Raw genomic sequence first — 21,603 nt, forward strand, 5'->3', positions numbered from 1 at the left:
TCCCTTATTCCCCCGACTGCGTCTTTGGGTCCCTCACTCCGGGGGTACTGCCGGCGGCGGGGGTGGTTTGAAGTACTGGTTTTGTTGGGGTTTTTGTTGGGGGTCGATGTGGGGCGGGGGTGTGAACCAGGGGGTGCCATGGCGGGTGGCGATGGTCCATTGCTCTTTGTGTATGAGGTGATGGTGGTGTGCGCAAAGGAGTGCGCCATTGTCCAGATTGGTGGGTCCGCCGCGTGACCAGTAGGTGATGTGGTGGGCTTCGCACCACGGCGCGGGGATGGTGCAGCCGGGGAAGGTGCAGCCTTGGTCGCGGGCGATAAGGGCGAGGCGTTGGGCCGCGGTGAAAAGGCGGGTTCTCCGGCCGAGGTCCAGGACCTCCCCGTCGGTGCCCATGAGGGCGGGGATGATCTCGGCGTCGCAGGCAATCTTGCGCAGGGCTTGGGCGGCGACGGGGCCAGTGAAGGCGAAGTTCCCCGTCCCTGACAACTGGCCCTTGCTTGACCCGCTGCCCGTCCCCGACAAATTTCGGGTTCCTGACGAGTTTTCCCAGCCCTGTAGGCGGCGTGATCCTCCAGCGGCCTCTGCGTCTGTTCCCCCTCCGGTTTCCGGGCCTGTTCCTGGGCCAGCCGGGCCAGCCGGGCTGGCGGGGAGGTGGGGGAGGAGGTCTTTGTAGTTGATGGTGGCGATGATTTGGGGCCGGTTGCCGCCGGTGGTTGGCAGGGTGTCGGTGGTGAGTCCTGCTTTGACGGTGCCGATGATGCCGTCGGGTTGTAGCTGGGGCCTGGTGCGCCGTTCCAGGTCCGGGCCGGTGTCCCCGCGGGTGTCGCTCCAGACGGCGTCCTGGCCGGCGCCGTTTCCCTCCAGGCCCACACTGTCTATAGCCACGGTACCCGGGTTGTGCGCAATCCCGGAGGCAATGCCGGCTGTGGTGCGGGGGTTGGTGGCGGCATTCATGGCGGTAAGGAGGTATTCGTATTGTTCAGTGGTGGCGAAGATTTCTAAGTGGTGCAGACCGTGGCGCGGCTTGCGGAGGAAGGCGCCTTGGGCGTGGCGGAGGGCTTCTTCGCTGGGTTCGGCTCCGTCAGCGTCGATGGCCTCAGTCCAGCGTTGGACAAGCCTGGCGAGGAAGTCGGGGTCGGCGGTAATTGCGGCGCTGGTGAGGTCCTTCTCGATCAGGTCCAGGGCGTCGGGTGTAATTAAGCGCTCAAGCCGGTCCAGTGCGGTGGCAATAATGGTGCCGGCGTAGGAGGACACCACCGGCGGGGAGGACTTGCCCTGTGCCGAGACGCGACCGGGTACAGGGGCGAGGGCGGTGGCAAGGTGTGGCCGTGCCGGTGGGAGGGGTTCACCTGTGAGGCTGGTGCCGGGCAAGGTCTGGCGGGCCAGGGCGAGGCGGCGGCGTGCTTCACGCAAGGGGATGCGGAGGCGGAGCCGGAGGAACTCAGCCGTGTTCCTGCACCCGTCATCGGCCGGCGAGGTCAGAATCCGCCTGGCGCTGCCCGCGCGGGTCTCCGTAGAGCCGGTCCCCGCAGGGCAGTTCCCCGCAGGGCAGTTCCCCGCGGGACTCTCCGCAGGGCCGTTCTCCGCAGGGCAGTCAGCCGGGGCGGCTGGTGCGGGCCAGTCCGCGTCGGTTTGGTACAGGGTTTCGACGCCGTTGTCCCAACCGGTGACCCACGAACGGGAGCGGGTGGAGCGCTCAGCTGCAGCGTCGGCGATCGCCTCCGTGCGCTTGCGGTCCACGGCACCGGCGGACAGCAGCTGAAGGTGCTCAATAGTCCGGGCAATGTCTTCAACCTGGCCCGCGAACCTGGACACCTCCACGTAGCTGGCCCTCCGCAAGGGGCCTGCGCTGTTTGCCACGACGGCGTTGAGCAGGTCGCCGAGTCCGGACAGCCCGACTGCCGACAATTCGTCCATGTCCATGTCCATGTCACCGTGGACCGGGAGCACCCCGGAACCGGAGGGAGACGCGGTGCTGTCTGCGGGCACCGCATGCAGGTGGCCGTGCCTAAGTGGAAGGGCATGGGAGGCCAGGGCGGCTAAACCGCCGAACTCCTCAAGGTGCTCCCCAATGGCCTCCATAGGACAACTCTGCCAAAGACCACTGACAAAAAACCGTGCTGGATCTGCTATGTGGAAAACGTGGCCGAGGTCCGCCACCCGAACAGTCCCGGGGCCGGGAAAGGGGGCACGCGGGCCAGTAATGTGGCTAAGACGCTGCTGGCCGCCGCGTCCCCCAAGGATCGCGACGGCCAGCAAAGCCATTCAGTTGTAGCACAGACCCGATGTTTTCCCGCTGTCAAGCGGACGCGGGGCCGTCACAGGCCGGACGGCGCGCCGGAACTAGGCCTTTGAATCGGTCTCGTCGGAGGTGCCGAGGTTCAGCGTTTCCGGGTGGGTGCTGTGCGCGGGGATGTGGTCCTCGCCAAGGTCGTCGCCGCTTGGGGTGCCCGAGGTACCTGGAACCGTGGTGCCGGGGGCACCGGCTGTCGTGCCGGCGTCGGAGGTTGTCTGCTTGGTGCCGTCGGAACCGGAGGAGCCTTCACGATGCACCGCTGAGCCGATCACCGTACCTGCCCGGCGTGCGGCCTCACTCAACTGGTCCGCGACCTCGGGAGCCTTTTCCTTAATGGCCTCCGTTGCAACCGCAACTTTGTCCTGCACAGGTTTACTGTCCCAGATGCCCGCAGCGCGTGCCTTGAGCTTGTCATAGGCGGCCCTGCCGGACCTCGACCCAAGCACGTAGCCTGCGGCAATACCAATGCCCAAAAGAAGTTTGTTTTTCACGATGAACTCCTGCTCACTGAGAAGGTTTCGCTTCCGGCCAGAGAGGCCGGGAGATAGGAAAACCGGCCCGGGGATGTTGTCCCCAGGCCGGTTTCCTGGCTTACGCGGCAGTTAGCCGCGAGCGCCACGCTTGGTGACCATGCCGTAAACCAGCAGCACGATAAGCGCGCCGCCGATGGCCAGCAGCCACGTCTGCAGGGAGAAGAACTCCTGCAGTCCGCTGCCAAAGATCATTCCGCCAATCCAGCCGCCGAGGAGTGCTCCAACGACGCCCAGGACGAGGGTGATGATCCAGCCGCCACCCTGCCGGCCCGGGAGGATCGCCTTAGCGATCGCACCAGCAATAAGTCCGAGAATCAGAAATGCAAGAAATCCCATTTTTCGTTCCTCTTCCTAAGTAAAGGAGGCCTCCGGATCCCGGAAGCACTTCATCCTTCTGGCTCAATAGTAATCATGCTTATTATCTATTTGCCAACCCCGGATTCACGGAAAAGTCCACTTCAGGCCCGTTTCAGTGCCCCGTCACGTCTGAATCGTTGCCCGCACCGGGACCTTCGTCCAGGACCGATAATTCCGCTAGATCCTGCGGATCCAGGGCGAAGTCGAAGATGTCCAGGTTTTCCCTCATCCGGTCCGGATTCGACGTTTTCGGAATCGTTACAATTCCGTTTTGAACATGCCAGCGAAGGACCAGTTGGCCGGGCGTTTTTCCGTGCTTTTCGGCAAGTTGGAAGAGGATGGGAGCGCCGAGCAGGCTGGCTCCGGCGCCCCCCAGCGGGCTGTAGGACTCCGTGACGATTCCGTGCTTCGCGTGGAATTCCCGCTCGGCCGCGCGCGTGACGGCCGGAGTCAGCTGGATCTGGTTGACGGCGGGGACCACGTCAGTGTCGGCCATCAGCCGTTCCAGGTGGGCGGGTTTGAAATTGGAGACGCCGATGGAGCGCACTTTTCCTTCCGCCTGGAGCCGCTCGAAGGTTTTCCACGTGGAGATGTACTCGTCCCGCGCGGGCAGGGGCCAGTGAATCAGCAGCAAGTCCACGTAATCCAGCCCCAGCCGCTTCAGTGACCCCTCCAGCCCTGCCACCGCCCTGTCGTTCCCCTGGAACTGGCCGTCCAGCTTGGTGGTGATGAACAGCTCGCCACGGTCCACGCCGCTGGCCCGGATGCCGTTGCCCACGCCCTGCTCGTTGCCGTATTTCACTGCGGTATCGATGTGCCGGTATCCGGCTTCCAAGGCCTGCACGACGGCGGTGGCCGCCTGGTCGTCGTCGAGCGGCCAGGTGCCAAGGCCCACTTGGGGGATGGAGTAGCCGTCATTGAGCTTGGTCAGCGGTGCAAGTGTCATTTCAACAGTCTCTCCCGGATCGGCCTGCCCGGCCTTTGAACGCCCGGGGAATATTGGAAAGCGGCGCTGCCCGCCTGCGTCAGGCGCCCTGCCTGGCCCAGCCGGTCAGCCGGTCGCTGAGGTCCATGAACTGCCGGTCCACCAGCTGGAGACCAGGATTCGCGTCATACCAGTCCACGATTTCCCGGGCGCCGTCGGAGAAGGGAATGGTGGCGCAGTAGCCGGGGACCAGGGACTTGATCTTGGTGTTGTCGAAAACCACCGAGTGGGAGCGGTCGCCCAGGAGGTTAGGTCCGAGTTCCGGGCTGTGTGCGGCGATGGTTTCCGAGGCAACGTGGACCAGTTCCGGGTCCGCCACACCGGCTGCACGGGCGAACAGCTGGTAGACCTGGTTCCAGGGCAGGTACTCGTCGGACGTGATGGTGTAGCTCTCGCCTACCGCCTGCGGCAGGCCGAGCAGCCCCACAAAAGCCTTGGCAAAGTCCATGCTGTGCGTCAGGGTCCACAGCGAGGTCCCGTCCCCGTGCACCATGACCGGCAGCCCCGCCCGCATCCGGTGGATGTCCGTCCAGCCGCCCACCATGGCGATCTTGGTGCGGTCATACGTGTGGGAAGGGCGCACCACGGTGAGCGGGAAATCCTGCTCTCTGTAGGCCTCGTAAAACAGTTCTTCGCAAGCGATCTTGTCCCGCGAATACTGCCAGAACGGGTTCTTCAGGGGCGTGGACTCGCGGATCGGAAGCCGGGTGGGCGGCTTCTGGTACGCAGAGGCGGAGCTGACGAACACGTACTGCCCCGTGCGGCCTGTAAACAGGTCCAGGGCGGCCTTGGCGTGGTCGGGGGTGTATGTGATGAAGTCCGCGACGGCATCGAAATCGCGTCCCCCCAACGCGTCACGGAGCGCGGAGGCGTCCCGGACGTCCGCGGTCAGGCTTTCGGCCCCTTCCGGGACCGGCCTTGTGGACCGGCCCCGGTTGAGGATGGTCAGCCGGTGCCCCAGCGCGACGGCGCGTTCTGCCGCCGCCGCGCTGATGACGCCGGTGCCGCCGAGGAAGAGGATGTTCCTCGGCGCAACCGTACCGGCTTCAGGGGTGGATGGGTTCACCATGCGTAGTCTTCCGGTGCCGTACGGTGGCCCGGGAAAATGTCGTCCAGCCGCTTGAGGGTGTCGGCGTCCAGGGCCACGTCCAATGCCCTGACGGCGGCGTCCAGCTGTTCCTGGGTGCGCGGTCCCACGATGGGTGCCGTGACGGCAGGCTGGTGCAGGAGCCAGGAAAGGGCGATGTCGCCCGGCTCGTGGCCCAGCTCATCGGCGAAATCCTCGTACTGCCGGATCTGGTCTTCGTGCTTCTTGAGCGTTTCGGCTGCACGGCCCTCGGTGCGCCGGACGCCGTCGCGCTCTTTCTTCAGCACCCCGCCCAGCAGCCCGCCCTGCAGCGGCGACCAGGGGATGAGCCCCAGCCCGTACTGCTGGGCCGCCGGGATCACTTCCAGCTCCACCTGGCGCATGAACAGGTTGTAGATGGACTGCTCGCTCACCAGGCCGGTGTAGTTGCGCCGCCTGGCCGCCTCCTGGGCCTGGGCAATGTGCCAACCGGCGAAGTTGCTGCTGCCCGAGTAGAGGATCTTCCCTTGCTGGACAGCCACTTCGATGGCCTGCCAGATTTCGTCCCACGGGGTGTCCCGGTCGATGTGGTGGAACTGGTAGACGTCGATGTAGTCCGTCTGCAGGCGCTTCAGGCTGGCGTCGAGGGCGCGGCGGATGTTTAGGGCGGAGAGCTTGGACTCGTTAGGGCGGTCCGTCATGGTGCCGTAAAGCTTGGTGGCCAGGACGGTGTGCTCGCGGCGCTCGCCGCCCTTGGCGAACCAGCGGCCAATGATTTCTTCGGTCCAGCCGCGGTGGCCGGCGCCGCCGTAGACGTTGGCGGTGTCGAAGAAGTTGATGCCCTGCTCGCGGGCCGAATCCATGATGGAGTGGGCGTCCGCTTCCTCTGTCTGCGGACCGAAATTCATGGTGCCGAGGCAAAGGCGGGAGACTTTCAGGCCGGAGCGGCCCAGGTGGGTGTACTGCATTGCTGAATCCTTTGGGTTTGGTGGTTCTACAGCTGCGTGAAGGCGGCGACGGCGGGATCGGAACCGATGCGGGCACCGGACTCAAGGGCGCTGATGGCGGCAAGCTCATCGGCGGAGAGGGTGAGGGCGGAGGCGGCGAAGTTCTCCCGGATCCGGGCGGCCTGGCTGGACTTGGGAATCACGATGTTTCCTGCGGCCAGATGCCAGGCGAGCACCACCTGCGCCGGGGTGGCATTGTGGGCGTTGGCAATGCCGGTCACCGCATTGCCGTTCAGGTCACCGCCCTGTCCCAGCGGGCTATAGGCCTCCACTGCGATGCCAAGGCCCCGGCACTTGGCCGCAAGGTCTGCCTGCTGGTAGCTGGGGTGCAGTTCGATCTGGTTCACGGCCGGGACGATCTCCGAGGACTCCAGCAGGTTGTCCAGGTGCTCGGCGAGGAAATTGGAAACGCCGATGGCGCGGATCTGGTTGTTCTCGTAGAGCCGTTCCATCTCCTTCCAGGCCTGGACGTACAAGTCCTGCGACGGGACGGGCCAGTGGATGAGGTAGAGGTCAACGTAGTCGAGGCCAAGGGCTTTGCGGCTGTTCTGGAATGCTTCCTGCGCGCGGTCCTGCTCGCCGTTCCGGAGCTTGGTGGTGACAAAGATGTCCTCGCGCGGAATGCCGGTGGCCGCGATGGCGGCACCCACGCCCGCCTCGTTCCGGTAGGCGGCGGCCGTGTCTATGTGGCGGTATCCGGCCTCGAAGGCGTCCTCCACGGTCCGCTGCGTGTCCTCCGGCGGTACCTGGAAGACGCCGAAACCAAGCTGGGGGACAGTGACGCCGTTGTTCAGTGTCAGCTCTGACATTGGGGCTCCTTGAAACATGCGGGGGTTGGGTGCCGTTGACTCGACGGGAGAAAGCGGTTTCCGCTGGCTCGCTTTCGAGCCTATGCACTTTTGGCCGGGAAGTCAGCAGGAGAACCTGATTCTGTTTTTCCTAGGACTCCCAGTCCTACCTTCGTTGTAGGCGGGGCCCACCATGCCGGGCACAATGGTCTGCATGGGTCAAAGCGCCGAGTTCGGAAAATTCCTCAAAGCCATGCGGTCCCGCCTGAGCCCTGAGGACGCCGGTGCGGGACCCACCTCCGGTGCGCGCAGGGTTCCCGGCCTCCGCCGCGAAGAAGTCGCCAGGCTGGCAGGGGTCAGCACCGATTACTACGTCAGGCTGGAGCAGGGCCGGAACATCCATCCTTCGCGGACCGTCCTGGAGGCAGTGTCCAGGGCCTTGAGGCTGGACAGCAGCGAGCATGCGCACATGATGGACCTCCTGGAAAACTGTGCCGGGGCCTCAAGGTCCAGCACATCGGCCGCCCAGGCGGTCCGTCCGGCGTTGCGCCAGCTCCTTGAGGCGATGGGCGATGTGCCGGCCATGGTGCTGGGCCGGCGCAGTGACATCCTCGGCGGCAACAGGATGGCCTTCCTGCTGTTCGCGGATTTCCCCGCCCTGCCGGCCGCTGAACGTAACCTGACCCGCTGGCTCATTCTTGATCCGTCTGCCCGCGAGCTCTTCCGTGACTGGAAAACCGTGGCGGCGGAAGCAGCCGGGGCGTTGAGGCTGGACGTGGGCCGCCACCCCAACGACGCCCAGGCCAACCAGTTGGTGGGCGAACTCGCCGTCCAGAGCGAGCACTTCCGCCAATGGTGGGCCGGGCACCGGGTGGCCACGAGGTCCGCGGGAAGCGTACGCCTGCACCATCCCGCCGTCGGGGACCTGGAGCTGAACTTTGAAAACCTCGTCCTCCCGGACGATCCCGACCAGACGCTTCGGATGTATTCGGCCCGGCCGGGTTCGCCGTCGGCCGACGCCCTTGCGCTGCTCGGCAGCCTGGGAGCACCCCACCCGGCGGCCGAACGTGAAACCGGCCGCATCGATGCTCCGGCCACGGCGGAACGCAGGGAATGACGGCGGCCGGAGCCGTTGTACTTTTGGCCAGTTGGGACGGGTGTTTCTGGCCACGAGCCCATTGGGGAAAGATTGCACTTTTCCTAGGCTGGAGGAACAAGGATTCCCCACCAAGGATGGTCTCAATGATGAAACGCATCGCACTGCTCAAGGAACGCCAGGCGGCCGCCGCGGGCGCCCCCTCCACTGCCACCGGCTCGCACTGCCCGGCGTCGGGCCTGTGGAGCCCGGACCACGATCCGCACACCGTCCTGTCCTTCTTCGAAGGGCACGTTTTTCCCGCGTTCGACGGCGTTCCAACCGTTTGGCGGCGTCGCTCGGCGGGTGCCGTCTCGGCCAACTAAGCCCCGCTTAAACGCCAACTGACCCGCAGCAGACGTCGTCAAAAACGCGGTTTCGCGACGTCTGCTGCGAGTCAGTTGTTGCGGGAACTAGTGCTCTTCCAGCCGGAAGCCGATCTTGATGGTGACCTGCCAGTCGGCGATCTTGCCTTCTTCGAGGTGGCCCCGGATTTCCTTGACCTCGAACCAGTCAAGGTTGCGGAGGGTCTGGGAGGCCTTGGCAACCCCGTTGCGGACGGCGTCGTCCACTCCCTGGTCCGACGTGCCGACGATTTCAGAAATGCTGTACGTGTGATTGGCCAACTTCGCTCCTCGTGATCAACGGTGCTCCCGGTTGCGGGCGGTTCTTGAAGACTAGTAGCACTCGCGGAGCGTTGACCAGCCCTCATCCGGATGTTCCGCACCGCCGTCAGGCTGAGCCGGCTGCCTACTTCGCCTCGAGCACCAGATTCCTGAGGTCGTCCAGGGTCTGCTCCATGTGTGCGTCCATGGCCTGCCGCGAACGGGTGGCATCCCGGGACTCCAGCGCCTCGGCAATGTTCTGGTGGTGATGAATCGCGTGCTCCTGGATGTCGCGGACAGCCGAGGTTTCAGTGCGCCGCTTTTCCAGCACCCGATGCAGCGGCTCGAACAGCACAGCCACGAAGACGTTCTCCGAGGCACGCAGGATCAGGTCGTGGAAGGCCAAATCCGCGTCAACGAACGCGGCCACGTCGTTGACTTCGTGGGCGGCACGCATGGCTGCCACATAGCCGTACAGGGTTTGGATATCAGCGTCGCTGATCCTTCCCGCCGCCAGTTCACATGCGCCGGCTTCCAGCATGCGCCGGAGTTCGATGAGCTGGATGGAGGCGTCCGCCTCGTTCTTGCCCTCGGAAGCGGCGCGCAACACGGCCTCCAGCGATGCCCAGCGGTTGAGGGGGTTTACGAACGTTCCCCGGCCTCGCTCGACGCTCAGGATCCGCTGCGCCTGAAGCGTTTTCATGGCCTCGCGGACCGTCATCCGGCTGACCTCATGCCGGGCGCTAAGCTCATGTTCTCCGGGAACGGTGGCGCCGGGCGGGAACTCACCGGCGATGATGCGGTCCAGGAGCTCGTCCGCCACCTGGCCCACCAGTGATTGCCTCGCCATGCTGCCCCCGATATTCCCTCATTGGATATGTCTGACAAGTCTACTTGCGCGCCGTTATGTCCTGTGCCACACTAGCAACCAAATGCAAGATGTCTGACATCTTACACCTACCTTTACATCAGGATCCATTCATCGGGTCCATACACAACGGAGTGCACTGTGACGCTTGAAGCAGACGTCCTGGCCGCGTATCCGGCCGAGGTCCGGATTCCCGCCGAACTGGTAGCCAGCACCCTGGCTGCCTCCAACGCGGAGACCCCGCGTGTCCTGGTCGTGCTCGACGACGACCCCACCGGAACGCAGTCCGTGGCAGACCTGCCCGTGCTCACCCGCTGGGAGGTGGAAGACTTCATCTGGGCTTTCAGCCAGTCGAAGCCCGCTGTCTACGTCCTCACGAACACCCGCAGCCTGGACCCTGCCGAGGCTGCCGCCCGCAATGAAGAAGTGGTCCGCAACGCCCTCGCAGCAGCTGGGTCCCCGGAAGAACTGCGCCTTGGCTTCGTCAGCCGCAGCGACTCCACCCTGCGCGGCCACTATCCCCTGGAGCCGGACGTCATCGCGGCCACCGTGTCAGGCGTCAGCGGGGAAAAGACCGACGGCGTTGTGCTGGTACCGGCCTTCCCCGACGCCGGGCGGGTCACCATTGGCGGCGTCCACTACATGCGCGGCACCGGAGAAGCGGCCGGCACCCTCATCCCGGTGTCCGACACAGAGTTCGCCAAGGACGCCACCTTCGGCTTTTCCACCTCCGTGATGGCCGACTACGTCGAGGAGAAGTCCAAGGGCCGCTTCGCCGCGGACAGGGTCATCGTCCTGGACCTGAACATCATCCGCGCCGGCGCGGCAGCCCAGGACCCTGCCATCTCTGCCAACGCCATCGCCGACGCACTCGAGCGGGCCACGGATTCCACCCCCATCGTGGCTGACATCGTGACCGAAAACGACCTCCGTGCCCTGTCCCTCGGCCTGGAAGAAGCCGAACGGCGCGGCAAGAAGCTCCTTTACCGCGTTGGGCCGCCGTTTGGCCGTGCCCGGATCGGCCAGGAAATCCGCAGCGCACTCAGCGGTGCGGAAGCCTACGCCGGAAACACCCCGTCGGAAGCGGGCGGCCTGATCGTCGTCGGCTCCCATGTTGGCGTCACCACCCGCCAGCTCAAGGCCCTGACCGAACAGCACAGCGCGGCCCGCATCGTGGAGATCGACGTCGAAAAGCTCCTCGGCCCGGAAGCCGCCAGCCACCTGGATCAGACGGTGGACGCGGTTGTCGAGGCCCTCCGCGGCGGGGACGTCATTGTCCACACCAGCCGCCTGCTCATCAAGACAGACGATCCCGCCGAAAGCCTGCGGATCGCACGCACCGTGTCCGCCGCCGTCGTCGCCGTGGTCAACCGGACCCTGAAGACCTTCCCGCCGCGGTTCGTCATCGCCAAGGGCGGCATCACCTCCTCCGACGTTGCCGCCCACGGCCTGGAAATCCGGCACGCCATTGTCCGCGGCCCCATGCTTCCCGGCATCGTCTCGCTCTGGGAACCGGTGGATGGCCCCGCCAAGGGCATCCCGTACATCGTCTTCGCCGGCAACGTGGGCGACGACCAGTCACTGGCCGACGTCACCCGCAAGCTCAGCAACACCTTTTAGGAATCCAAGGAAGAACACCATGACCAGTAACTACACCGTCACAGTCCTGGGCCTCGGCGCCATGGGCCTGCCCATGGCCACCCGCCTGGCTTCCCGGCTGTCAGTCCACGGCTTCGACATCGCCGAACCGCGCCTGAAGCTTGCCGAAGAAGCCGGCATTGCCACCTTCGCCTCGGCCCGCGAAGCCGCCAAGGGCGCCGACGCCGTGCTCCTGGCCGTCCGCAACGGCGAGCAGCTCAACGAGGTCCTCTTCGGCGAGGACGGCGTGGCCTCCGTGCTTGAGCCCGGCGCCGTCGTCATCCTCGGCAGCACGGTGGGCACTGAAGCCATCCCCGCAACCGTCGCCAAGCTTGCCGAATACGGCGTGGACCTCGTGGACGCGCCGTTGTCCGGCGGCCCCAAGCGCGCCGGCGAAGGCGACCTGCTGATCGTCGTCGGCGCTTCCCCCGAAGCCCGCGAAAAGGCAGCCCCCGCGTTGGACCTGCTGGCCTCCACCCTGACCGTGGTGGGCGACAAGCCCGGCGACGGCCAGGCCCTCAAGACCGTCAACCAGCTCCTCTGCGGCGTGCACATCGCCGCAGCGGCCGAAGCCATGGCCCTCGCGGACGCCCTCGGCCTGGACCAGGCCAAGACCCTCGCCGCCCTTGAGGCAGGCGCCGCCGGGTCCTTCATGCTCTCCAACCGCGGCCCGCGCATCCTTGAGGCCTACAACGAGGAAGGCGCCGAGGTCCTCTCCCGCCTGGACATCTTCGTCAAGGACATGGGCATCGTGGGCAAGGCCACCCGTGCCGCCGGCCTGGCAGCGCCCGTTGCCGCTGCAGCCGAGCAGCTTTACCTGCTGGGCCAGGCCCAGGGCCTCGCCGCCGCCGACGACTCCGCCGTCATCAAGGTTGTTGCCCCCGCCAAGCGCACCGCGTAGGCACCTGCCTCCAGCACTTCCCTGAAAGGCACGACGACGGCGGTCCCCTTTCGCCGTCGTCGTACCCCTGCGGTTCCCCGACTAAGAAACAACCAGCGCCTGATGGCCCGTCTTCTGGAAGACCGGCCTGTCGAAGGAGACACCCCGTAATGAACCACCTGATGTACCCGCTGATCGCGCGGGCGGCTGAAACTCCAGCCATCAAACCCGCAGTGGAGCTTGGTACTCCGCTGCTCCTGACCGGCTTTGTCCTGGCCTTCGTGGCCTGGATCCCGGTGGGAGGCCTGGGCATCTGATGCGCACACGACTCGATCACCTGGTAACCTCCGCCCTCCAGCAGGGTTCCGCCGTGCCGGCCTTCACCTGCTACGACTTTACGACGGCGCTGGCCGTGGTGGCGGCGGCGGAGGAATCCGGCCGCGGCGTCATCCTGCTGGTTGCCCCCAGGACTGCCGCCACCTCCAACGGCCTGCGCCTCATCGGTGCACTCCGTGGCCTCGCCGACGCTGCGTCCGTCCCGGTTGCGGTGCAGCTTGACCACGCAACGGACCTTCGGGTGATGGCCGACGCCGTTGCGGCAGGGGCGGATTCCGTCCTCGCCGACGGTTCCTCCCTTCCTTACGAGGACAACATTGGGCTGGTCCGGGCGACCCGTGCGTTGCTGGGGCCGGACGTGGTACTGGAAGCCGAGCTTGGCGGGCTCGCCGGCGACGAGGACCGCGCCTTCAGCGCGGACCAGGCCGGAGTCGCCGTGGCCGGCCTCACCGACTCCGCGCTGGTGGAGGACTTTGTGGCCCGGACCGGCGCCGAACTGCTGGCTGTCGCCGTCGGAAACGTCCACGGTAAATACAAGGGCGAGCCGCAGCTGCGCTGGGACGTGCTGCAGGACATTGCGGTGCGCACGCACATTCCGCTGGTCCTGCACGGGGCCTCCGGAATCCCGGCGGGGGAGCTGGTGAAGGCGGCCTCCATGAACGTTGGCAAGGTCAATTTCAACACGGAGCTCCGCACCGGCGTGCTGGCCACGCTTGAGGAGCAGCTTCCGGGACACCGCGCCGACGGCGAGAACCTGCAGGCGCTCCTGGGCCACTGGAACAGCTCCGCCCGCCACTTCGCAACCACCACGCTGGCGACGCTCACGCGCTGAGTTTTCCTCAGGGAGGCCAGGATCAACCATGATCCTGGCCTTCCTCCTTTTGTGATCCTGGTGTCCTCTTCAAGCTCACCCTTAACCTGAGCCTGCTTCCGGGCGCACAATGGAGCTGTAACGAGCAGTTTCCGTAAAGGATTGAACGTGGGCGGCGCACAGGAGCAGGGGACATCCCAGCAGCCCGGTACGGCAGCCAGCCGTGACGAGGTGCTCGACCTTGTCCGGTTCATTTGCCTGGCACTGGTGGTGGTTGGCCACTCCATGATGGGCAGCCCCGTCCTGCATCCGGACGGAACGGTCACCACCCACAACACCCTGGCCGAGCAGGACTGGTTTGAACCCGTGATCTGGGTGTTCATGGTCATGCCGCTGTTCTTTGTTGCCGGCGGCGCCACGGGCCTGCAGTCCTGGCAGCGGCTCAAGGCCCAGGGCGGCACCGCCGCTGAGTTCCTCCAGGCACGCCTGCTGCGGATGGTGCGGCCCGCCGCTGCCCTGCTGGCGGTAATGTTCCTTGGGCTCTGGACGGCCGGGCTGCTCGGCGTGCATCCGCAGGTGGTGGAGCTGATGGCAGCCGGGGCCGGGATGCCGCTCTGGTTCCTCGCGGCGTACCTGGCGGCGCAGCTTTCCATTCCGCTCCTGGCAGCCTTCCATGCGCGGAGCCCCTGGCTGGCAATGGGGGTCCTTGCTGCCCTGGTGGTGGCCGTGGACTGCCTCCGCGGAACGCTGCCCCTGCTCGCATATGCCAACCTGGTGTTCCTCTGGTGTGCGGTGCAGCAGCTGGGGTTCCTGGCCGCCGACGGCCGCTTCGCCAGGCTGTCCAAGTCCGGCCTGCTCGCGCTCATCCTCGCCGCGAACCTCCTGCTCGGCCTCGTCGCTGCCCTGGGCCTGTACTCCGGGAACATGCTGGTCAACCTCAACCCGCCGAACCTGACCCTCTTCCTCCTGGGCATTTCGCAGGCCGCACTGATCGAACTGGTCCGGCCTGCGCTGGCGCCGCTCTGCTCCCTCGGATGGATGCGGACACTGCTGCGGGTGGCCGGCGGACGCTCGCTGACCGTGTACCTGTGGCACCTTCCCCTGCTGGTGGGAATGTCAGGCCTGCTCCTCCTCACCCCCGTCCCCAAGCCCGCCGCCGGAACTGCGGAGTGGTGGTGGGCAAGGCCACTGGTCCTGCTGTCGTTGCTCCTGCTGCTGCTTCCGGCGGTGGCGGCGTTCGGCCGCCTGGAGGATCGGCCGACGGCGGCACTTCAGGGCCGCCGTCCGCCGGCCATGGCGGTGGCGGCCGCCGTCGTGGTGGTCTTCACCCCCGCCGCGGTAGGGGCCGCAATCAACGGGCTGACGCTGGGACTGCTGGGGGCCGGGGCAGCCTGCTTCCTCCTGGCACTGGTGCTGCTGCACGGGGTGCGGCGCCCGCTGCGGACCGGATCCGCTCCCACGGCAACGGAAATGTCCCGCTAGCCAAACTACTTGGCTGGCTGCCCGGTTCGGCGGTGTACGCGATCAGGTGAGCCCTTCGCCGGGAAGCTCCAATGCGTCGCCGGTAAGTTCGATCTCGCTGACGAGCGGATTGCGCATGGTCTTGCGGGCCAGGTTCATGGGCAACGTGGCCGGGAGCCTTTCGATGCTGGGGCGCACCTCGGCTGGGTAGGAGAGCGCGCGAGGAGGCATTGCCAGCGGAGTGAAGTAGTGCCAGTGTCGAACCATGACCGAGAACACGATGTCCAGCGAGGATAAGTTCGCCCCCGATGTTTCTGTGCGGCGCAACGATACGCAGCACCGTTATGAGCTACACGTGGGTGGTGTCCTCGCCGTCCAGTCCTTCTACCGGGACTTGCCGGGCCACATAGACTTCTCCCACACGGAGACCGGCGAGGAATTCGAGGGGCAGGGACTCGGACGCGTCCTGGCCCATTTCGCGCTCGACGATGTTGTGGCGTCAGGAAAGCGGATCATCCCGCATTGCCCCTTCATCGCCGGCTACCTCCGTCAGCATGAGGGGTACGAGCAGTGCGTGGATTGGCCGGACAGCTGATCCGCTTCCGAACACTTGAGCCGGACGGCTGAGGGCGACCCGCCGATCCAGGACCGTCACGGGTTCCGCACGAGGGGCGTTTCCGCGCACTCAGCTGGCGAGTGCGTGCCCGCTGAGGACCGGGACGTCGATGGTGAAGCCGCAGGCGCAGCGGTACGTCTCCACGTGCTCGGAAACCGCACCCACGCCCACCGGGGCCGCTGTGGTCCCGTCCACATACACGGGCATCCGAACGGGGAGTGCCTCCGGATCCACCAGCTCCATCGGAGTGCGGCAGTGCATCCGCGAATTGAGTGTGACCAGCAATCCCACGTCCGCGGGCCGGGTGGAGGTCAACGGAGTTTCTGCTCCTGCGTAACGTTCCCCGGGCACCGTAAGCTGGCCTTCAATAACGCTGGTCATGATGTTCATCCTTGGGCTTCTTTCACGAAGCTGCCGGCGTTGGCAGCCCCGCCGCGAACTGCTTGCGGAGGTTCATTTACCCCATAAGCAAAGCATGCTTACTAATTCCTTGCCAAATTGAGGGTCGCCCCTCAGGGCGTCTTGCCCGGTTCCGGTCAGCCGGATATTTTGCAGCAAGGCGGCGCCGCCCGCCAGTCAATGACGTCAAAAAGCGGCCGCGCGTGGCCGTTTCGGGACCTCTTCGCCAAATACATCACAAAAGTTTGATTAAAAGGGTTACCTAAGTAAGGCTTGCCTTTGTTCGATGGAATGCCGACCAAAGGAAGACCAGTGCCGCTTATGCCCCGCCTTGACGAGCTGGATATGGATGATCCGCCCCACACCAAAGAAGCGACGAGCCAGGACCGGCCAAGCCATGACCAGCCCGGGCATGACCAGCCAAACCATCAGCGCCCCGTCCAGGAACATGGCGGCCAGGACTTCGGCTCTCGCGTTGAACTCGCGCTGGCGGCCAGCAACCACCTCCTCAACGCACGCAACTCGCCGCGCTACGTGGCCCACGTGCTGCAGGGCGTAACGGCTGTTGCCACCAAACTTGAGCGGACCGCCCGGCCGTTCACCGGCGTCGGACCTTCCGAACTGGAGGCCCGCGTAGGTGCCGTGGACCTCGAAACACCGCTGCCGGACACGGCCGCCGCCCTCCAGGAACTCGAGGATGTGTACCTGCGCGATGCCGTGTACTTCCACGACGCCAAGTATGCCGCCCACCTCAACTGCCCCGTGGTCATCCCGGCGCTGGTGGGCGAGGCCGTCCTGTCCGCGGTGAACTCCTCCATGGACACGTGGGACCAGAGCGCAGGCGCCACCATGATCGAACGGCGGCTTATTGACTGGACCGCAGAAAGGCTGGACCTCGGTGATGCCGCGGACGGAATCTTCACCTCCGGCGGCAGCCAGTCCAACCTGCAGGCCCTTCTGATCGCCCGCAACCACGCCGTCGCCGGCCTGCGGCAGGACCCTGCCCGCAGCGGACTCCGGCTTCCGGCGCTGCTGGACACGCTGCGGATCTTCACGTCCGAGGACAGCCACTTCAGTATCCAGAAGTCGTCATCAATGCTGGGCCTGGGGTTCGACGCCGTCGTTACCGTCCCTTGCACGCCGGACCACCGGATGGATCCTGCCGCCCTCGCACAGGCCATGGCCGAGGCGCGGGACGCCGGTTTGACTCCGATGGCGGTGGTGGCCACCGCGGGCACCACGGACTTCGGCGCTGTCGATCCGCTCCCGGAGCTCGCCGCACTGGCCCGGGACCACGGGGCATGGTTCCACGTGGACGCTGCCTACGGCGGCGGGCTCATTGTCTCCGGCCGCTACCGGCACCTCCTCGACGGCACGGGGCTTGCCGACTCAGTCACCGTGGACTTCCACAAGACCTTCTTCCAGCCGGTCAGCTCCAGCGCCCTGCTGGTGCGCGAACGGGCCATGCTGCGCCACGTCACCTACTACGCGGACTACCTGAACCCGCAGAGCGCAGCGCTGGCGGCCATCCCCAACCAGGTGGACAAGAGCATCCAAACCACCCGCCGGTTCGACGCCCTGAAGCTGTGGCTCACCCTGCGGATCATGGGCGCGGACGCCGTTGGCGCCCTGTTTGACGAAGCCATAGACCTCGCTGCGCGCGTGGGCACGCTCCTCGCCGCCGAAGACGACTTCGAACTCGCCGCCCCGCCCCAGCTCAGCACCCTGGTCTTCCGGTATCGGCCCCGCCTGGACAGCGGCGGCCGGCTCAGCGAGGACGCGGCAGATGCCCTCAACCCGGCCATCCGGGCGGCGGTCTTCGCGTCCGGGGAAGCGGTGGTCGCCGGAACCACGGTGGGCGGCCGGCACTACCTGAAGTTCACGCTCCTCAACGCCGAGGCCACACTCGAGGATATTTCCGGCATCATCAACCTCCTGCGCCGCACGGGCGCCGGGCTGCTGCACAACGAGGCGGGCGCATGAGCACCACCGCCGCCCAAAAGGCAGGCACGCGCAGGATCTACGACTTTGCCGCGGTCGGCGTCGGGCCCTTCAACCTGGGCCTCGCCGCACTGGCTGAACCGGTGGAAGGGCTGGACGGCATCTTCCTGGAACGCAGGGAATCCTTTGACTGGCACCCGGGGATGATGCTGGAGCCGGCCCACCTGCAAGTGCCCTTCATGGCTGACCTCGTCACGCTGGCCGATCCCACCTCGCCATACTCATTCCTGAACTTCCTCAAGCAGACCGGGAGGCTCTACCGGTTCTACATCCGGGAAAACTTCTACCCGCTGCGGGCCGAGTACAACCAGTACTGCCAGTGGGTGGCCGGGCAGTTGCCCTGCGTCCGTTTTGGCACAGCCGTGCTGGATGCAACGCACGACGACGGCGTGTACCGGCTCTCCGTCTCCGGTCCGGGAGGGCCTGAGGTGCTGCTGGCGCGGCGGCTGGTGCTGGGCACCGGCACCTCCCCGTACGTGCCGGGGGCTGCGGCAGGGATAGTGGCCGATTCACTCGCGGGAGCCGGGGGAGTGGTCCTCCACAATGCCGACTACCTGGCGCGGAAGGCAGAACTGCAGCAGCAGCGCAGCATCACCATCCTGGGCAGCGGCCAGAGCGCCGCCGAGATCTACTACGAACTGCTCCAGGAGTCGGACGCCCACGGCTACCAGCTGAACTGGGTGACCCGTTCCGGCCGGTTCTTCCCGCTCGAATACACCAAGCTGACCCTGGAGATGACCTCGCCCGAGTATGTGGACTACTTCCACGCCCTCCCGCAGCACCAGCGCGATTATCTGAACAAGGCCCAGAAGAACCTCTACAAAGGCATCAACCCGGACCTGATCGACGCCATCTACGACCTGCTCTACACCAAAAGCATCTCCGGAATGGTGGACACCCGGCTGCTGACGCACTCGAGCCTGACCGCGGCCCAGTGGAACGCTGAGGCCGGGACCCACACCCTTCACCTGGAACATGCGGAGCAGGGCGCGTCCTACACACTGGACAGCGAAGCGGTGGTGCTCGCCACAGGCTACGGCTACCAGGAACCAGGTTTCCTCGCCGGCATCCGGGACCGCATCGCCCGGGACAGCGCGGGCAGGTTCGCCGTGGACCGGAACTACAGCGCCGGCGTCCATCCCGGCGAGATCTTCGTCCAGAATGCCGAGCTGCACACCCACGGGTTCGCCACCCCGGACCTGGGCATGGGCGCCTACCGCAATTCCTGCATCCTGCGCGAAATCACCGGCCGCGAGGTGTACCCCGTGGAGCGCAGTATTGCGTTCCAGCAGTTCGGGGCGCCGGCTGCGGTTGGCTCTCCGCTGGATTTTGGACCGGTGCCGGCATGACTTTCACCTTCCGCTGCCTCGACGCCGAAGCCGACGCGCCGCTCCTCCACAGTTGGGTGATCCAGCCCTATGCATCGTTCTGGGGCATGCTGTCCGCCAGCGTGGAGGACGTGGCGCTGGAATACAGGAACATCCAAACCAGCGGCCACCACCACGCGGTGCTCGGGCTCGACGGCGGCGTCCCCTCCTTCCTGATGGAGGAGTACCTTCCCGCGTCCTCGCCGCTGGCCGCTGTGTACCCCGTCCATCCCGGGGACGTGGGGATGCACCTGCTGGTGGCCCCGCCGTCGGCCGCTCCCGTGCGCGGGTACACCGCCGCCGTGATGGACGCCGTCCTGGCACGCCTCTTCAGCAAGCCGGGCGTGGACCGCATCGTGGTGGAGCCGGATATCCGGAACACCAGGATCCACGCCCTGAATCAACGCCTGGGCTTCCAGCCCGCCAGGGTGGTCGCGTTGCCGGACAAGGACGCGCTGCTGAGTTTCTGCAGCCGCGACGATTACCTGGCCGCCCGAATGTCCCTTCTGCCCGCCCTTACGCCCGTAACCCAGGGAGCACCACTATGACTATCGAACTCGATTCCGCCACCACCACCCCCGGGCAGGCCTCCGCCGGCCCTGCACCGCATCCCAGCCCCGTACCGCATCTCACCGGCGAGAGGTGGGACAACGCCAACCGGCACGTGCTCCGCAAGGCACTCGCTGAGTTCTCCCACGAACGGATCCTCACGCCGGAACCGATAGGGGATGATCCTGAAGGGGCCGGGGCGGGCAGGAGCGGCCGCTACCGCCTCCGCAGCGATGACGGCGCCTCCGAGTACCAGTTCCACGCCCGGATCCTGTACATGGACCACTGGTCCATCGATCCCGCCTCCATCCGGCACGTCCGGGGCGGCACCGAGGCGCCGCTGGACGTGCTGGAGTTCATCACGGAGTTCCACGGGATGCTGGGCATAAACCTCCAGATGCTCCCCGTCTACCTCGAGGAGGTCAGCAGCACCCTGGCGAGCCACGCCTACAAGCAGTGGGCCGGCCGGCCGCCAGCGGCTGAACTCGCTGCCGGAACCACCGGGGGCCAGGACCCGGCCGCCGACTTCCAGGCCATTGAGCGCAGCATGACCGAGGGCCACCCCTGCTTTGTTGCCAATAACGGGCGCCTTGGCTTCGGCATCAGCGACTACCACGCCTTCGCGCCGGAAACGGGTGCGCCGGTGCAGCTGGAGTGGATCGCCGTGCAGCGCAGCCACGCCGTCTTCACTGCATCGGAAGGTCTGGACTACGGGGCGCACCTGCAGGCCGAACTCGGATCCCTGCTGGGCACCTTCACCGCCGAACTGCAGCTGCAGGGACTCGACCCGGACCAGTACTTCCTCATGCCGGTACATCCCTGGCAGTGGGAGAACAAGCTCGCGGTGACGTTCGCGGCGGAGATTGCCCGGCAACGCATCGTCCACTTGGGCACCGGGACGGACACCTACCAGGCGCAGCAGTCGATCCGGACGTTCTTCAATACCAGCGACCCCGCCCGGCACTACGTCAAGACGGCCATGTCCGTGTTGAACATGGGCTTCATGCGCGGGCTGTCGCCGGAATACATGAAGGCCACCCCGGCCATCAACGACTGGCTGCGGAACCTGGTCGAGGCGGACGATGCACTTCAGCGCCGCGGATTCACCTTGATCGGCGAGGTCGCCGCCATCGGCTACCACAACGGCTATTACGAGGCAGGCGCTCCGGGCGGTTCGCCCTACCGGAAGATGCTCTCCGCCCTGTGGCGCGAAAGCCCGCTGCCGCTGCTGCAGGACGGGCAGCAGCTGGCCACCATGGCCTCGCTCCTGCACGTTGACGCGAGCGGCAGGCCGATGGTTTCGGCGCTCATCGAGCGCTCAGGACTGGCCGCGGGGGACTGGCTGCGGCGTTATTTCGAGGCCTACCTGGTTCCGCTGGTGCATTGCCTCTTCCGGTATGAGCTGGCGTTCATGCCGCACGGCGAGAACGTGATCCTGGTGCTGGACAACGGCGTGCCGGCCAGGGCCGTCATGAAGGACATCGCCGAGGAAATCGTGGTGATGGGGGACCGGCTGGACCTGCCGGATGACGTATCCCGGATCCGGGCGGAGATTCCGGACGGCCAGAAGGTGCTGGCCATCTTCACGGACATCTTCGACTGCATCTTCCGTTTCCTCGCCGCCATCCTGGACGGGGACGGAAAGCTGGGCCAGGACGACTTCTGGCGGATCGCCGCCGCTGCCATCAAGGACTACCAGGGGCAGCATCCGGAACTTGCCGGCCAGTTCTCCCGGCATGACCTCTTTGCCGCCGACTTCGAGCTGTCCTGCCTGAACCGGCTCCAACTGCGCAACAACCAGCAGATGCTGGACCTGGCAGACCCGTCCGGCGGGCTCCAAATGGCAGGGCGCCTGGCCAATCCGCTGGCGAGGTTCGCCTGAGGACCGCGCCCGGCATTCCACGG

23 protein-coding genes are annotated in these 21,603 nt (G+C 66.0%); 12 read left to right on the forward strand and 11 right to left on the reverse strand.

Features of this window, described 5'->3' with window-relative positions:
* Positions 1-33: 33 nt before the first annotated feature.
* From C3B78_RS01810 to C3B78_RS01840, 7 genes are all read right to left on the reverse strand, one after another.
* Complete coding sequence (locus C3B78_RS01810; protein ID WP_104996552.1) at positions 34-2,082, reverse strand: HNH endonuclease signature motif containing protein; 2,049 nt, start codon at positions 2,080-2,082, stop codon at positions 34-36.
* 261 nt (positions 2,083-2,343) lie between these two features.
* A complete protein-coding gene (locus tag C3B78_RS01815; RefSeq protein ID WP_104996553.1) occupies positions 2,344-2,787 on the reverse strand; it encodes a hypothetical protein in 444 nt (147 codons plus the stop codon).
* 111 nt (positions 2,788-2,898) lie between these two features.
* A complete protein-coding gene (locus tag C3B78_RS01820) occupies positions 2,899-3,165 on the reverse strand; it encodes a GlsB/YeaQ/YmgE family stress response membrane protein (RefSeq protein WP_104996554.1) in 267 nt (88 codons plus the stop codon).
* A 133-nt stretch (positions 3,166-3,298) separates the two neighbouring features.
* Positions 3,299-4,132 carry an aldo/keto reductase gene (locus C3B78_RS01825; RefSeq protein ID WP_104996555.1) on the reverse strand — a complete coding sequence of 278 codons (834 nt, stop codon included), beginning with the start codon at positions 4,130-4,132 and terminating at the stop codon, positions 3,299-3,301.
* A 79-nt stretch (positions 4,133-4,211) separates the two neighbouring features.
* Entirely contained in the window at positions 4,212-5,240 is a 1,029-nt protein-coding gene (locus C3B78_RS01830; RefSeq protein WP_104996556.1) for an NAD-dependent epimerase/dehydratase family protein, read from the reverse strand.
* Entirely contained in the window at positions 5,234-6,205 is a 972-nt protein-coding gene (locus C3B78_RS01835) for an aldo/keto reductase (RefSeq protein WP_104996557.1), read from the reverse strand. The genes C3B78_RS01830 and C3B78_RS01835 overlap by 7 nt, the downstream gene beginning before the upstream one ends.
* 26 nt (positions 6,206-6,231) lie before the next feature.
* The gene (locus C3B78_RS01840) at positions 6,232-7,053 is read right to left on the reverse strand and encodes an aldo/keto reductase (protein ID WP_104996558.1); all 822 of its coding nucleotides are present in this window, start codon (positions 7,051-7,053) and stop codon (positions 6,232-6,234) included.
* 193 nt (positions 7,054-7,246) lie between these two features.
* Between C3B78_RS01840 and C3B78_RS01845 the strand changes: the two genes are divergently transcribed.
* Complete coding sequence (locus C3B78_RS01845) at positions 7,247-8,149, forward strand: helix-turn-helix domain-containing protein (protein WP_104999584.1); 903 nt, start codon at positions 7,247-7,249, stop codon at positions 8,147-8,149.
* Positions 8,150-8,277: 128 nt separating this feature from the next.
* Entirely contained in the window at positions 8,278-8,493 is a 216-nt protein-coding gene (locus C3B78_RS01850) for a hypothetical protein (RefSeq protein WP_013599563.1), read from the forward strand.
* Positions 8,494-8,580: 87 nt separating this feature from the next.
* Here C3B78_RS01850 and C3B78_RS01855 read toward each other — a convergent pair whose 3' ends face one another.
* On the reverse strand, positions 8,581-8,793 hold the full coding sequence (locus C3B78_RS01855; protein ID WP_104996559.1) for a dodecin: 213 nt from the start codon (positions 8,791-8,793) through the stop codon (positions 8,581-8,583).
* Between the two features lie 124 nt (positions 8,794-8,917).
* Positions 8,918-9,622, reverse strand: a complete 705-nt coding sequence (locus C3B78_RS01860) for a FadR/GntR family transcriptional regulator (RefSeq protein WP_104996560.1) — start codon at positions 9,620-9,622, stop codon at positions 8,918-8,920.
* A 159-nt stretch (positions 9,623-9,781) separates the two neighbouring features.
* Between C3B78_RS01860 and C3B78_RS01865 the strand changes: the two genes are divergently transcribed.
* The 5 genes from C3B78_RS01865 to C3B78_RS01880 all read left to right on the forward strand — a co-directional run bounded on the left by C3B78_RS01865 (position 9,782) and on the right by C3B78_RS01880 (position 14,787).
* On the forward strand, positions 9,782-11,260 hold the full coding sequence (locus C3B78_RS01865) for a four-carbon acid sugar kinase family protein (RefSeq protein ID WP_104996561.1): 1,479 nt from the start codon (positions 9,782-9,784) through the stop codon (positions 11,258-11,260).
* A 19-nt stretch (positions 11,261-11,279) separates the two neighbouring features.
* Positions 11,280-12,179 carry an NAD(P)-dependent oxidoreductase gene (locus C3B78_RS01870; protein ID WP_104996562.1) on the forward strand — a complete coding sequence of 300 codons (900 nt, stop codon included), beginning with the start codon at positions 11,280-11,282 and terminating at the stop codon, positions 12,177-12,179.
* 149 nt (positions 12,180-12,328) lie between these two features.
* Positions 12,329-12,475, forward strand: coding sequence for a hypothetical protein (locus tag C3B78_RS19595; protein ID WP_158677169.1), 147 nt, complete (start codon positions 12,329-12,331; stop codon positions 12,473-12,475).
* Entirely contained in the window at positions 12,475-13,326 is an 852-nt protein-coding gene (locus C3B78_RS01875; RefSeq protein WP_104996563.1) for a class II fructose-bisphosphate aldolase, read from the forward strand. The genes C3B78_RS19595 and C3B78_RS01875 overlap by 1 nt, the downstream gene beginning before the upstream one ends.
* Before the next feature lie 147 nt (positions 13,327-13,473).
* Entirely contained in the window at positions 13,474-14,787 is a 1,314-nt protein-coding gene (locus C3B78_RS01880; protein ID WP_104996564.1) for an acyltransferase family protein, read from the forward strand.
* A gap of 42 nt (positions 14,788-14,829) precedes the next feature.
* On the opposite strand, the gene C3B78_RS20200 is transcribed toward C3B78_RS01880, so the two are convergent.
* Positions 14,830-14,964, reverse strand: a complete 135-nt coding sequence (locus C3B78_RS20200; protein WP_267895219.1) for a hypothetical protein — start codon at positions 14,962-14,964, stop codon at positions 14,830-14,832.
* Between the two features lie 67 nt (positions 14,965-15,031).
* Here C3B78_RS20200 and C3B78_RS01890 point away from each other — a divergent pair, with 67 nt between their 5' ends.
* Complete coding sequence (locus tag C3B78_RS01890; protein ID WP_104996565.1) at positions 15,032-15,361, forward strand: GNAT family N-acetyltransferase; 330 nt, start codon at positions 15,032-15,034, stop codon at positions 15,359-15,361.
* Between the two features lie 90 nt (positions 15,362-15,451).
* Here the strand turns inward: C3B78_RS01890 and C3B78_RS01895 are convergent, their stop codons facing one another.
* Entirely contained in the window at positions 15,452-15,763 is a 312-nt protein-coding gene (locus tag C3B78_RS01895) for a hypothetical protein (RefSeq protein ID WP_104999585.1), read from the reverse strand.
* Between the two features lie 339 nt (positions 15,764-16,102).
* Here C3B78_RS01895 and C3B78_RS01900 point away from each other — a divergent pair, with 339 nt between their 5' ends.
* The 4 genes from C3B78_RS01900 to C3B78_RS01915 are packed head-to-tail and all read left to right on the forward strand — an operon-like array spanning position 16,103 to position 21,580.
* On the forward strand, positions 16,103-17,764 hold the full coding sequence (locus C3B78_RS01900) for a pyridoxal phosphate-dependent decarboxylase family protein (protein WP_234005631.1): 1,662 nt from the start codon (positions 16,103-16,105) through the stop codon (positions 17,762-17,764).
* On the forward strand, positions 17,761-19,131 hold the full coding sequence (locus C3B78_RS01905; RefSeq protein ID WP_104996566.1) for a lysine N(6)-hydroxylase/L-ornithine N(5)-oxygenase family protein: 1,371 nt from the start codon (positions 17,761-17,763) through the stop codon (positions 19,129-19,131). The genes C3B78_RS01900 and C3B78_RS01905 overlap by 4 nt, the downstream gene beginning before the upstream one ends.
* Complete coding sequence (locus C3B78_RS01910) at positions 19,128-19,697, forward strand: GNAT family N-acetyltransferase (protein WP_104996567.1); 570 nt, start codon at positions 19,128-19,130, stop codon at positions 19,695-19,697. The genes C3B78_RS01905 and C3B78_RS01910 overlap by 4 nt, the downstream gene beginning before the upstream one ends.
* Positions 19,694-21,580 carry an IucA/IucC family protein gene (locus tag C3B78_RS01915; protein ID WP_104996568.1) on the forward strand — a complete coding sequence of 629 codons (1,887 nt, stop codon included), beginning with the start codon at positions 19,694-19,696 and terminating at the stop codon, positions 21,578-21,580. The genes C3B78_RS01910 and C3B78_RS01915 overlap by 4 nt, the downstream gene beginning before the upstream one ends.
* Positions 21,581-21,603 lie beyond the last annotated feature (23 nt).

The organism is Arthrobacter sp. PGP41, from assembly GCF_002953935.1.
In the GTDB taxonomy this organism is placed as follows: Bacteria; Actinomycetota; Actinomycetes; order Actinomycetales; family Micrococcaceae; genus Arthrobacter.